Annotated in this window: 11 protein-coding genes; all 11 read right to left on the bottom strand. The window is 61.3% G+C overall.

The annotated features are described in order from the left end of the window. Positions 1 to 37: 37 nt before the first annotated feature. On the bottom strand, positions 38 to 1,891 hold the full coding sequence (nuoL, locus tag ACWHXD_RS17920) for an NADH-quinone oxidoreductase subunit L (RefSeq protein ID WP_014718912.1): 1,854 nt from the start codon (positions 1,889 to 1,891) through the stop codon (positions 38 to 40). Beyond that, the gene (gene nuoK, locus ACWHXD_RS17915; protein WP_003174727.1) at positions 1,888 to 2,196 is read right to left on the bottom strand and encodes an NADH-quinone oxidoreductase subunit NuoK; all 309 of its coding nucleotides are present in this window, start codon (positions 2,194 to 2,196) and stop codon (positions 1,888 to 1,890) included. Before nuoK ends, nuoL begins: the two co-directional genes overlap by 4 nt. A 2-nt stretch (positions 2,197 to 2,198) precedes the next feature. After that, the gene (gene nuoJ / locus ACWHXD_RS17910) at positions 2,199 to 2,702 is read right to left on the bottom strand and encodes an NADH-quinone oxidoreductase subunit J (RefSeq protein WP_003174726.1); all 504 of its coding nucleotides are present in this window, start codon (positions 2,700 to 2,702) and stop codon (positions 2,199 to 2,201) included. 9 nt (positions 2,703 to 2,711) lie between these two features. Beyond that, positions 2,712 to 3,260 carry an NADH-quinone oxidoreductase subunit NuoI gene (gene nuoI / locus ACWHXD_RS17905; protein WP_003174725.1) on the bottom strand — a complete coding sequence of 183 codons (549 nt, stop codon included), beginning with the start codon at positions 3,258 to 3,260 and terminating at the stop codon, positions 2,712 to 2,714. An 11-nt stretch (positions 3,261 to 3,271) separates the two neighbouring features. Beyond that, positions 3,272 to 4,279, bottom strand: coding sequence for an NADH-quinone oxidoreductase subunit NuoH (nuoH, locus tag ACWHXD_RS17900; protein ID WP_003174724.1), 1,008 nt, complete (start codon positions 4,277 to 4,279; stop codon positions 3,272 to 3,274). Then, a complete protein-coding gene (nuoG, locus tag ACWHXD_RS17895) occupies positions 4,276 to 6,990 on the bottom strand; it encodes an NADH-quinone oxidoreductase subunit NuoG (protein WP_138761663.1) in 2,715 nt (904 codons plus the stop codon). Before nuoG ends, nuoH begins: the two co-directional genes overlap by 4 nt. Before the next feature lie 135 nt (positions 6,991 to 7,125). Beyond that, complete coding sequence (gene nuoF, locus ACWHXD_RS17890; protein ID WP_032896666.1) at positions 7,126 to 8,481, bottom strand: NADH-quinone oxidoreductase subunit NuoF; 1,356 nt, start codon at positions 8,479 to 8,481, stop codon at positions 7,126 to 7,128. Continuing rightward, entirely contained in the window at positions 8,478 to 8,975 is a 498-nt protein-coding gene (gene nuoE / locus ACWHXD_RS17885; RefSeq protein ID WP_003174721.1) for an NADH-quinone oxidoreductase subunit NuoE, read from the bottom strand. The genes nuoF and nuoE overlap by 4 nt, the downstream gene beginning before the upstream one ends. Positions 8,976 to 8,977: 2 nt before the next feature. Next, positions 8,978 to 10,762: an NADH-quinone oxidoreductase subunit C/D gene (nuoC, locus tag ACWHXD_RS17880; RefSeq protein ID WP_003192111.1), complete on the bottom strand. Its 1,785-nt coding sequence runs from the start codon at positions 10,760 to 10,762 to the stop codon at positions 8,978 to 8,980. Positions 10,763 to 10,833: 71 nt separating this feature from the next. After that, a complete protein-coding gene (locus ACWHXD_RS17875; RefSeq protein WP_003174719.1) occupies positions 10,834 to 11,508 on the bottom strand; it encodes a NuoB/complex I 20 kDa subunit family protein in 675 nt (224 codons plus the stop codon). A 10-nt stretch (positions 11,509 to 11,518) separates the two neighbouring features. Beyond that, on the bottom strand, positions 11,519 to 11,932 hold the full coding sequence (locus ACWHXD_RS17870) for an NADH-quinone oxidoreductase subunit A (RefSeq protein WP_003192109.1): 414 nt from the start codon (positions 11,930 to 11,932) through the stop codon (positions 11,519 to 11,521). Positions 11,933 to 12,323: the final 391 nt, after the last annotated feature.

Here is a 12,323-nt window from a genome sequence, read left to right as displayed (position 1 = left end):
CGCAAGTTCGCAAAGTACGCAGTGCACTTAAACATAGTCAGACCGCTACCACGACGATGGCGCCGATCACCAGAACGGCACCCGCCGCCATGGACGCTGCATACCAACGCAATTGGCCGGTCTCGCTGCGGCTCAGGGCGGTGTGACCGGCCTTGGCGGCACGCGGGATCAAACCGATGGTCTGGTCGAGCGGGTCTTTGCGCAGCACGTGGCTGATCGCAAGGTAAGGTTTGACGAACAGTTTGTCGTAGATCCAATCGAAGCCCCAGGCAGCGAACCACCAGGCCGACAGGAAGCGACCAATGCCACTGTTGGCCACGGCGGTCACGAAGCGACGCTTGCCGAGGAACAGCAGGGCCGCCAGCAGGATACCGGCGATGGCGATGGCGCCCGAGGCGATTTCCAGGCTGTGCTGGGCTTCGCCGCCGGCATGGCCGACGCTTTGTGGCAACACACCGTGCAGCGGCGGGGTGATCATCGCGCCAACGAAGGTCGACAGGATGATCAGCACCGACAGTGGCAACCAGTGGGAGATGCCGTGGCCTGCGTGCGCTTCGGTCTTGGCTTCACCGTGGAAGGTGATGAAGATCAGGCGGAAGGTGTACAGCGAGGTCATGAACGCACCCACCAGGCCTGCGTACAGCAGGTTCTGGTTACCGCTGGCGAAAGCTTCCCAGAGGATCTCGTCCTTGGAGTAGAAGCCGGCGGTCACCAGCGGCAGGGCGGCCAGTGCGGCACCACCGACGATGAAGCTGGCGTAGGCCAGTGGCAGTTTCTTCCACAGGCCGCCCATCTTGAAGATGTTCTGCTCGTGGTGGCAGGCCACGATCACCGCACCGGAGGCGAGGAACAGCAGGGCCTTGAAGAACGCGTGGGTCATCAGGTGGAAGATCGCCGCGTCCCAGGCGCCAACGCCCAGGGCCAGGAACATGTAGCCGATCTGGCTCATGGTCGAGTAGGCGAGGATACGCTTGATGTCGGTCTGCACCAGCGCGGCGAAGCCGGCCAGTACCAGGGTCACGCCGCCGACGATGCCCACCAGGTGCAGGATGTCCGGCGCCAGGGTGAACAGGCCGTGGGTACGGGCGATCAGGTAGACACCGGCGGTTACCATGGTGGCGGCGTGGATCAGTGCCGATACCGGGGTAGGGCCGGCCATCGCATCCGCGAGCCAGGTTTGCAGCGGCAGTTGCGCAGATTTACCCACGGCGCCGCCCAGCAGCATCAGGGTCGCCAGGGTGATCCAGAAGTCACCGACCTGGAATTTCTGCGGAGCCAGCACCAGCAGTTCCTGGATGTTCAGCGTGCCCACCTGTTGGAACAGGATGAACAGGCCGATGGCCATGAACACGTCGCCGATGCGGGTGACGATAAACGCCTTGAGTGCCGCGTTACCGTTGTTGCGGTTGCTGTAGTAGAAACCGATCAACAGGTACGAGCACAGGCCCACGCCTTCCCAGCCGAAGTACAGGAACAACAGGTTATCGCCCAGCACCAGGAACAGCATGCTGGCGATAAACAGGTTGGTGTACGAGAAGAAGCGCGAGTAGCCCGCTTCACCGCGCATGTACCAGGACGCGAACAGGTGGATCAGGAAGCCCACACCCACCACCACGCCAAGCATGGTGATCGACAGGCCATCGATGTAGAGGGCGAAGTTGGGCTTGAAGCCCTCAACCGCCATCCACTGCCACAGCACCAGGGTGTAGTGACCGCCTTCAGGCGGTGCCACGTTGAATTGCCAGATGACGTAGGCGGCCACGATGGCCGACAGGCCGATGGAGCCCACGCCGATCAAGGCCGAGAGGTTTTCTGACCAGCGCCCGCGAGAGAACGACAGCAGCAGGAAACCGATCAGGGGGAATACGAAAGTCAGAAAGATCATGTTCATCCGCGCATCTCACTGGCAGCGTCGATATCAAGCGTGTGGAAGCGACGATACAGCTGCAGCAGGATCGCCAGGCCAATACTGGCTTCGGCGGCTGCCAGGCTGATCACCAGGATGAACATCACTTGCCCATCCGGCTGGCCCCAACGTGCGCCTGCCACGATGAACGCCAGTGCTGCGGCGTTCATCATGATTTCCAGGCTCATCAACACGAACAGAATGTTACGGCGAACCATCAGGCCGACCAGGCCAAGGCAGAACAGGATGCCGGCGACCGCCAGACCATGCTCCAAAGGGATAGCAGGCATCGTCATTGCTCCTTGGCTTCGTTGCGGCCCAAGTGGAAGGCAGTGATGGCTGCGGCGAGCAGCAGCATCGAAGCCAGTTCGACCACCAGCAGGTACGGACCGAACAGGCTGATGCCTACGGCTTTCGCGTCTACGGTGGTGTGGCCGATGGCCTGGCCGCTCTGGTGAGCGAACAGCACATACAGCAGTTCACCCAGCAGCAAGGCTGCGAGCACAACCGGGCCGAGCCAGATGCCGGGCTTGAGCCAGACGCGTTCCTGGGCGACCGAAGCCGGCCCCAGGTTGAGCATCATCACCACAAACACGAACAGCACCATGATGGCGCCGGCGTAGGCGATCACTTCCAGCACACCGGCGAACGGTGCGCCGAGGCTGAAAAAGGTCATGGCCACGGCGATCAGCGAAATGATCAGGTAGAGCAGGGCGTGCACGGGGTTAGTGTTGGTGATCACGCGAAGCGTGGACACCACTGCAATACCCGATGCGAAATAGAAAGCGAATTCCATCTTTCTTCCTTAAGGCAGCAAGCTCTTCACGTTGATCGGCTCGGCTTCGTTTTGTGCGGCGCCTTTTGGCTTACCGGCAACGGCCATACCTGCAACACGATAGAAGTTGTAATCAGGGTTTTTACCGGGACCAGAGATCAGCAGATCTTCTTTCTCGTACACCAGGTCCTGACGTTTGAACTCGGCCATCTCGAAATCCGGGGTGAGCTGGATCGCGGTGGTCGGGCAAGCTTCCTCGCAGAGGCCGCAGAAAATGCAGCGCGAGAAGTTGATGCGGAAGAAGTCCGGGTACCAGCGACCGTCTTCGGTTTCAGCTTTCTGCAGGGAAATGCAACCCACCGGGCACGCCACGGCGCACAGGTTGCAGGCTACGCAACGCTCTTCGCCGTCGGGGTCGCGGGTCAGTACGATGCGGCCGCGATAGCGCGGCGGCAGGTACACCGCTTCTTCGGGGTATTGCAGGGTGTCGCGTTTGCGAAAGCCGTGACCGAACACCATCACCAGGCTTCGCAACTGGGTACCGGTACCCTTAACGATGTCGCCAATATATTTGAACATGGGTCAAATCCTCACTGAACCGCGGCCGCGGGCGTGTTCAACAACACGACGGCAGCCGTCACCAGCAAATTGATCAGGGTCAGCGGCAGGCAGAATCTCCAGCTGAAATCCATCACCTGGTCATAGCGTGGGCGCGGAATCGAGGCGCGCAGCAGGATGAACAGCATGATGAAGAACGCGGTCTTCAGGAAGAACCAGAAGAAGGCCAACTGCGGCAGGATGCCAAACGGACCGTGCCAGCCGCCGAAGAACAGCGTGACCAGCAGGGCCGAGATCAAGATGATGCCGATGTACTCACCGACGAAGAACATGCCCCACTTCATGCCGGCATATTCAATGTGGTAACCGTCGGCCAGTTCCTGTTCCGCTTCCGGCTGGTCGAAGGGGTGACGGTGAGTCACGGCCACGCCAGCGATGAAGAAGGTGCAGAAGCCGAAGAACTGCGGAATGATGAACCACAGGTTCTGTGCCTGGTACTCGACGATGTCGCGCATGTTGAACGAGCCAACCTGCACCACGATGCCCATCAGTGCCAACCCCATGAACACTTCATAGGATACGGTTTGCGCCGAGGCACGCAAGCTGCCCAGCAGGGCGAACTTGTTGTTGCTCGACCAACCGGCGAACAGCACCGCGTACACCGACAAACCGGCCATGGCGAAGAAGAACAGCAAGCCGATGTTCAGGTCCGCCACGCCCCAGGTCGGGGTGATCGGGATGATCGCAAAGGCAATCAGCAAGGCGCTCATGGCCACCACCGGTGCCAGGGTGAAGATCACCTTGTCGGCAAACGGCGGGGTCCAGTCTTCCTTGAAGAACATTTTCAGCATGTCGGCAGCGATCTGGAACATGCCGAACGGGCCAACGCGGTTCGGACCGTAACGGTCCTGCCACCAGCCCAGCAGGCGACGTTCGACGAAGCTGAGCAGGGCGCCCGCGACGACCACGGCCAACAGGATCACGATGGCCTTGACCACCGAGATGATCACGTCAATTACTTCCGGCGTGAACCAAGTCATTGCGCTGCCTCCTGCAGACCGTCAACGGTTGTGCCGAAAATGGCAGGCGGAATACCGGCGATGCCTTTAGGCAGTGCAACCAGGCCGGCACCCAGCTCGTCATTGATACGCAGCGGCAGACGCAGGGTCTGGCCGGCCACGTTGAGGCTGAGCAGCGCACCGTCGTTGACGCCCAGACGGTCGGCTTCGGACTTGGCGACGGACACGTAAGCGGTAGGAATGCGCTCTTGCACCGGCGCGGCCTTGGAAGAGGTTTCTTCGCTGCCGAACAGGTGGAAGAACGGCACGACCTGCCAGGTGCCCGGCGCCGGGTTGAACGGACGCGGTACCGCAGCGAACCAGTTCAGCGAGTCACCGCTGGTTTCGATCAGGCGGGTGCCCGGGTCGCCAGCGCGGATATGACCACCGACTTCGTCCTGGAACTTGTTCCAGGCCTGCGGCGAGTTCCAGCCCGGCGACCAGGCAAACGGCACCTGCTGACGCGGTTCGGCCGAACCCGAGTAACCTTCCATGGAGAAGGCGAACGCGGTGTCGTTGTCCTGCGGGGTACGCGGCTCGTGCACGCTGATGTCGGCGCGCATGGCGGTACGACCGGAGTAGCGCAGCGGCTCACGCGCCAGTTTCAGGCCCTTGATGCGGAACGCGGCAGATGGCGCGGCATCGACGATACGAGCAAGCTGCGGCGCGCTGGCGGCGGTGGCAGCGGTGACGTGGTCGAGCTGGGTCCAGTCGATCGGCTGGTTCAGCAGGGTGGCGCGCAGGGCATGCAGCCAGCGCCAGCCTTCGTGCACCAGGATGCTGGCGTCCATGTACTTCGGATCGAACACCTGGAAGAAGCGCTGGGCGCGGCCTTCCTGGCTGACCAGGGTACCGTCGCCTTCAGCGAAGGTGGCGGCTGGCAGCACCAGGTCGGCGCGGTCGCTGGTGGCGGTCTTCTGGTGGTCGGCGACGATCAGCACCTTGGCGGCGTTGAGCGCAGCGTCAACCTTGGCCGCAGCGGTGCGGGTGTACAGGTCGTTTTCCAGTACCACGATGGCGTCGGCGTTGCCGTCGATCACCGCTTGCAGCGCTGCGTCCACGGACTCGCCACCGAGCATGGCCAGGCCCAGGCTGTTGGCTTCCGGTACTACCAGGCTGATGGAACCGTTTTTGTCGCGCAGCTTCAGGGCCTTGGCGATGTTGGCAGCGGCTTCGATCAGCGCTTTGGAACCCAACGAGGTACCGGCAATGATCAACGGGCGCTTGGCCGCCAGCAGGGCGTCGGCAATGCGCTGGGCCAACTCGACGGCTTCAGCGTCCAGGCCTTCAACGGCAGGCGCGCTGGCGTCGAGGGCGTGGGCCACGGCGAAACCGAGGCGGGCCAGGTCGTCCGGCGCGGCGTGCACGCATTCTTCGGCGATGTCGTCGAGCTTGGTTTCAGCCAGGGACGCGATAAACAGCGGGTTCAGCGCGTGCTGGCCGATGTTCTTCACGGCGGCGTCGAGCCAAGGCTGCACGCGCATGGCGTCGGCCATTTCTTCGGCTTTGCCTTTGACCGATTGACGCAGAGACAGGGCGATACGCGCGGCGGTCTGGGTCAGGTCTTCACCGAGCACGAAGATCGCATCGTGGTCTTCGATGTCGCGCATGTTCGGCACGGGCAGCGGGCTGTCGTTCAGCACTTGCAGGACCAGGCGAATACGCTCCAGCTCGCCGGCTTCGATACCGCAGTAGAAGTGCTCGGCACCTACCAGCTCGCGCAAGGCGAAGTTGCTTTCGAGGCTGGCGCGTGGCGAACCGATACCCACGATAGTGCGGCCGCGCAACAGGTCGGCGGCTTTATCCAGCGCGGCGTCCAGGCCCAGCTTGGCGCCATCGGCCAGCAGGGGCTGGCGTGGGCGGTCTTCGCGGTTGACGTAGCCATAGCCGAAACGGCCACGGTCGCACAGGAAGTACTGGTTGACCGAACCGTTGAAGCGGTTTTCGATACGACGCAGCTCACCGTAGCGCTCGCCCGGAGAGATGTTGCAACCGCTGGAGCAGCCATGGCAGATGCTTGGCGCAAATTGCATGTCCCACTTACGGTTGTAGCGCTCGGAGTGGGTCTTGTCGGTGAACACCCCGGTGGGGCAGACCTCGGTGAGGTTGCCGGAGAACTCGCTTTCGAGCACGCCGTCTTCAACGCGACCGAAGTACACGTTGTCGTGGGCGCCAAACACGCCCAGGTCGGTGCCGCCGGCGTAGTCTTTATAGAAGCGCACGCAGCGGTAGCAGGCGATGCAGCGGTTCATTTCGTGGGAAATGAACGGGCCGAGGTCCTGGTTCTGGTGGGTGCGCTTGGTGAAGCGATAACGGCGCTCGTTGTGGCCGGTCATCACCGTCATGTCTTGCAGGTGGCAGTGACCGCCTTCCTCACAGACCGGGCAGTCGTGGGGGTGGTTGGTCATCAGCCACTCGACAACGCTGGCGCGGAACGCCTTGGATTCTTCATCGTCGATGGAGATCCAGGTGTTGTCGGTGGCTGGGGTCATGCAGGACATGACGATACGACCACGGGTGTCGTTCTCGTCGGTGTATTGCTTGACCGCACACTGGCGGCAGGCACCGACGCTACCAAGCGCGGGGTGCCAGCAGAAATACGGGATGTCGAGGCCGAGTGACAGACACGCCTGTAACAGGTTGTCTGCCCCATCGACTTCGAGCGCTTTGCCGTCTACGTGGATAGTGGCCATGGTTCAAAGTTCTTCGTTGGCCCGTTGTCAGCGGGCGTGGCTAATGGAATCTTGTTATTCATGTGCATCTACACAGCCTTGAAGGCGTCAGCACATGAGCAGGCGAAGGGCACGGACCCTCCGCCTGTTTAAGCGTTACGCGCCGACTACGATCGGCTTCGCCAGAGGCGGGACGGCGGCGCTGGTGGGCGCGATGCCGGCTTCGAACTCCGAGCGGAAGTATTTGATTGCGCTGCCCAATGGCTCCACGGCGCCCGGTGCGTGAGCACAGAAGGTCTTGCCTGGGCCGAGGAAACCGACCAGGCCCAGCAGGGTTTCGATATCACCCTCGCGGCCTTCGCCGTTTTCCAGGGCCATCAGCAGCTTGACGCTCCACGGCAGGCCGTCGCGGCATGGGGTGCAGAAGCCGCAGGATTCACGGGCAAAGAACTGCTCCATGTTGCGCAGCAACGAGACCATGTTCACCGTGTTGTCCACTGCCATCGCCAGGCCAGTACCCATCCGGGTACCCACCTTGCCAATGCCGCCGGCATACATCTGTGCATCGAGGTGCTCAGGGAGCAGGAAACCGGTGCCGGCGCCGCCTGGCTGCCAAGCTTTCAAGGTGTAGCCGTCGCGCATGCCGCCGGCGTAGTCCTCGAACAGCTCGCGCGCGGTCACGCCGAACGGCAGCTCCCACAGGCCAGGGTTCTTGACCTTGCCGGAGAAGCCCATGAGCTTGGTGCCCATGTCTTCGCTACCTTCGCGCGCCAGGGATTTGTACCAGTCCACGCCGTCGGCGATGATCGCCGGCACGTTGCACAGGGTCTCGACGTTGTTCACGCAGGTCGGCTTGCCCCACACGCCCACGGCGGCAGGGAAGGGCGGCTTGGAGCGCGGGTTGGCGCGGCGGCCTTCGAGGGAGTTGATCAGTGCGGTTTCTTCACCGCAGATATAACGCCCGGCGCCGGTGTGCACGAACAGTTCGAAGTCGAAACCGGAACCGAGGATGTTCTTGCCCAGCAAGCCGGCGGCTTTGGCTTCTTCCACGGCACGGTTCAGGTGCTTGGCGGCGGTGGTGTACTCGCCACGCAGGAAGATGTAGCCGCGGTAGGTTTTCAGCGCACGGGCACTGATCAGCATGCCTTCGATCAGCAGATGGGGCAGTTGCTCCATCAGCATGCGGTCTTTCCAGGTGTTGGGCTCCATTTCATCCGCGTTGCACAGCAGGTAACGGATGTTGATGGATTCGTCTTTGGGCATCAGGCCCCACTTCACGCCGGTGGGGAAACCCGCACCGCCGCGACCCTTGAGGCCGGCGTCCTTCACGGTCTGGACGATATCGTCCTGGGCCATGTCGGCGAAGGCTTTGCGCGCTGCCGCGTAACCGTTCTTGGCCTGGTACTCGTCGAGCCATACCGGCTCGCCATCGTCACGCAGGCGCCAGGTGAGGGGGTGAGTCTCGGCCGAACGCTTGATCAGGTTGGCCGGGCCGAAGGAAGTCAGGGTCATGGGTAGCCCTCGAGCAATTGGGTGACGCCAGCGGGCTGTACGTCACCGAATGTGTCGTCGTCGATCATCAACGCCGGCGCCTTGTCGCAGTTGCCCAGGCAGCACACCGGCAGCAGCGTGAAGCGGCCGTCCGGGGTGGTCTGGCCGAGGCCGATGCCCAGCTTGTTCTGGATCTCGCTGACCACGGACTCATGGCCGCCGATGTAGCAGACCATGCTGTCGCACACGCGAATGATGTGGCGGCCCACCGGCTGGCGGAAGATCTGGCTGTAGAACGTGGCCACGCCTTCAACGTCGCTGGCGGGGATGCCGAGGATCTCGCCGATGGCGTAGAGGGCGCCGTCGGGCACCCAGCCACGTTCCTTCTGGACGATCTTCAAGGCTTCGATAGACGCCGCGCGCGGGTCTTCGTAGTGATGCAGCTCGTGCTCGATGGCCGAGCGCTCGGTTTCACTCAAGGTGAAACGGTCTGTCTGGATAAGCGTGCTGTTCATGCTTAGCGGTCCACGTCGGCCATAACGAAATCGATACTACCCAGGTACGCAATCAAGTCCGCGACCATCTCGCCTTTGATCACCGAAGGGATCTGTTGCAAGTGGGCAAAGCTTGGGGTACGAATCCGGGTGCGGTAGCTCATGGTGCCGCCATCGCTCGTCAGGTAATAACTGTTGATACCCTTGGTCGCTTCGATCATCTGGAAGGATTCGTTGGCCGGCATGACCGGGCCCCACGAAACCTGCAGGAAGTGCGTGATCAGGGTTTCGATGTGCTGCAGCGTGCGTTCTTTTGGCGGCGGCGTGGTCAGCGGGTGATCCGCCTTGTACGGGCCGGCCGGCATGTTGCGCATGCACTGCTCGATGATCTTCAGGCTCTGGCGCATTTCTTCGACGCGCACGATGCAACGGTCGTAGGCATCGCCATTGGCCGCCAGCGGTACTTCGAACTCGAAGTTCTCGTAGCCGGAGTACGGGCGCGCTTTACGCAGGTCGAAGTCGCAACCGGTGGAGCGCAGGCCGGCACCGGTGACGCCCCATTCCAGGGCCTCTTTGGTGTTGTACTGCGCAACGCCGATGGTGCGGCCTTTGAGGATGCTGTTGTCCAGGGCGGCTTTCTGGTATTCGTCCAGACGCTTGGGCATCCAGTCGATGAATTCCTTGACCAGGCGCTCCCAGCCGTTCGGCAGGTCGTGGGCTACGCCGCCGATGCGGTACCAGGCCGGGTGCAGGCGGAAACCGGTGATGGCTTCGATAACCTTGTAGGCGCGCTGACGGTCGGTGAAGGTGAAGAACACCGGAGTCATGGCGCCGACGTCCTGGATATAGGTACCCAGGAACAGCAGGTGGCTGGTGATCCGGAAGAACTCGGCCATCATGATGCGGATGGTGTCGACGCGGTCTGGCACCTTGATACCGGCCAGCTTCTCGACCGAGAGCACGTACGGCAGGTTGTTCATCACGCCGCCGAGGTAGTCGATACGGTCGGTGTACGGGATGAAGCTGTGCCAGGACTGACGCTCGGCCATCTTCTCGGCGCCACGGTGGTGGTAGCCGATGTCCGGGACGCAGTCGACGATCTCTTCGCCGTCCAGTTGCAGGATGATCCGGAAGGCACCGTGGGCCGAAGGGTGGTTCGGGCCCAGGTTGAGGAACATGTAGTCCTCGTTGGTGCCCGAACGCTTCATGCCCCAGTCTTCGGGGCGGAAGCGCGCGGCTTCTTCTTCCAACTGCTGCTTGGCCAGGTTGAGGCTGAACGGGTCGAATTCGGTGGCGCGTGCAGGGAAGTCCTTGCGCAGCGGGTGACCTTCCCAAGTCGGCGGCATCATGATGCGCGTCAGGTGCGGGTGGCCCGGGAAGTCGATACCGAACATGTCCCAGACTTCACGCTCGTACCAGCTGGCGTTCGGCCAGATACCGGTCACGGTCGGGATGCTCAGGTCGCTCTCGCTCAGCGCAACCTTGATCATCACGTCGCTGTTACGTTCCAGCGACATCAGGTGGTAGAACACGGTGAAATCGGCGCCGCTCGGCAGCCCCTGGCGCTTGGTCCGCAGACGCTCGTCCACGCCATGCAGGTCATAGAGCATGACGTACGGCTTGGGCAGGTTGCGCAGGAAGGTCAGGACTTCGACGAGCCTGGCACGCGCCACCCACAGCACCGGCATGCCGGTGCGTGTGGCCTGGGCGGTGAAGGCGTCAGGGCCAAAACGGTTATTGAGTTCGACAACCACATCCTGGTCGTCTGCCTTATAAGGCGGGATGTACAGAGCACTGCCTGTAGTCATGGTTTTTTATCGCTTTCGGTCAACGTAAAGAATGAAGCCAGGTTTTCGTTCTATAAAAGAAGCGGGCTGGATCAGACTTCGTCGGGGCTGCGCAGGTTGGTGACTGCGATTCGCTGTTCGCGGCGCTGTTCCTTTTGAGACGGCATCTCGGCGCGATAAACGCCTTGATCACCGACCACCCAGGACAGTGGGCGACGCTCCTTGCCAATCGATTCCTGCAACAGCATCAAGCCTTGCAGGAACGCTTCGGGACGGGGCGGGCAGCCAGGCACGTAGACGTCCACGGGCAGGAACTTGTCCACCCCTTGAACGACCGAGTAGATGTCGTACATGCCACCGGAGTTGGCGCACGAACCCATGGAGATAACCCATTTTGGTTCGAGCATTTGCTCATAGAGACGCTGGATGATCGGCGCCATCTTGATGAAGCAGGTACCGGCGATAACCATGAAATCCGCCTGGCGCGGCGAGGCCCGGATAACTTCGGCGCCAAAGCGCGCGATGTCGTGGGGCGCCGTGAAGGCGGTGGTCATTTCCACGTAGCAGCACGAAAGGCCGAAGTTGTACGGCCACAGGGAGTTTTTACGCCCCCAGTTGACCGCGCCACTCAGCACGTCTTCCAGCTTGCCCATGTAGATGTTTTTGTGGACTTGGTCTTCTAACGGGTCGGAAACGGTTTCCCGTTCGCCGATGGGGTACTGCTCGTTAGGAGCATCCGGGTCGATCCTGGTGAGATTGTATTGCATTGCCAAAGCCTCATTGTTTCAGCTTCGCCTGCCGCTTGCGACGAGCTTCCGGAGCCCAGTCAAGGGCGCCCACTCGGAACAGGTAGACAAGACCTGCCAACAGAATTGCTATGAAAACGAGAGCTTCGACGAATCCGGTCCAGCCGCTTTCGCGGACGGACACAGACCATGCAAAGAGAAAGAGGGCTTCGATATCGAAGATCACGAACAACATCGCGACCAGATAGAATTTGGCTGAGAGCCGCAAGCGGGCGCCACCTGTAGGCAGCATGCCGGATTCGAACGGTTCGTTTTTGCTGCGGCCCCAGGCTTTTGACCCGAGGAGGCTGGACACGCCGAGCATGAAGGCGCAGAGGCCTACAACACCGAGAAGGAAAATGGCAAAGCCCCAGTTGTGGGCCATGAGTCCTGTCGCGTCGGTCATGCTGGAAATCCTTAACAGAGAGCAAAGGTCTCTGAGCTCGAAAAAGTAACGATGCAGTGACGATATGTCGCACTGCAATCAATCGCGGTGATTTTATGGCTAAACACCGGGCAAGTAAAATTCCCAGGGCGAAATTATTCGGTGGAATAAGCACATAGTGCACCTTCTTGGGGCTGTAGCCCTTGTGGTGTGGGCATTAGCGGGCTTTTCATCAAATATGTTTTGTTTAAGCTGTAACGAAGTTTTCAAGCGCCAAATGATAATGACTATTGTTTGCGCGGGGTTTAAGCGAGTGTTTCTCATGTGGCGCGGGAAGTTAGCGTTACTTGCTTGAGTGTCGCTTAGTTGTCGCAACGGTCCTTTTAACCGATTGGGCCTGTGCGGATACCGC

Source organism: Pseudomonas fjordensis (genome assembly GCF_976987115.1).
This window is presented reverse-complemented; position numbering and strand designations above follow the sequence as displayed.

Bases quoted from the DNA above. Each gene is read 5' to 3' on its own strand.
- nuoL (WP_014718912.1), bottom strand. From the start codon at position 1,891: ATGAACATGATCTTTCTGACTTTCGTATTCCCCCTGATCGGTTTCCTG.
- nuoK (WP_003174727.1), bottom strand. From the start codon at position 2,196: ATGCCTGCTATCCCTTTGGAGCATGGTCTGGCGGTCGCCGGCATCCTG.
- nuoJ (WP_003174726.1), bottom strand. From the start codon at position 2,702: ATGGAATTCGCTTTCTATTTCGCATCGGGTATTGCAGTGGTGTCCACG.
- nuoI (WP_003174725.1), bottom strand. From the start codon at position 3,260: ATGTTCAAATATATTGGCGACATCGTTAAGGGTACCGGTACCCAGTTG.
- nuoH (WP_003174724.1), bottom strand. From the start codon at position 4,279: ATGACTTGGTTCACGCCGGAAGTAATTGACGTGATCATCTCGGTGGTC.
- nuoG (WP_138761663.1), bottom strand. From the start codon at position 6,990: ATGGCCACTATCCACGTAGACGGCAAAGCGCTCGAAGTCGATGGGGCA.
- nuoF (WP_032896666.1), bottom strand. From the start codon at position 8,481: ATGACCCTGACTTCCTTCGGCCCGGCCAACCTGATCAAGCGTTCGGCC.
- nuoE (WP_003174721.1), bottom strand. From the start codon at position 8,975: ATGAACAGCACGCTTATCCAGACAGACCGTTTCACCTTGAGTGAAACC.
- nuoC (WP_003192111.1), bottom strand. From the start codon at position 10,762: ATGACTACAGGCAGTGCTCTGTACATCCCGCCTTATAAGGCAGACGAC.
- ACWHXD_RS17875 (WP_003174719.1), bottom strand. From the start codon at position 11,508: ATGCAATACAATCTCACCAGGATCGACCCGGATGCTCCTAACGAGCAG.
- ACWHXD_RS17870 (WP_003192109.1), bottom strand. From the start codon at position 11,932: ATGACCGACGCGACAGGACTCATGGCCCACAACTGGGGCTTTGCCATT.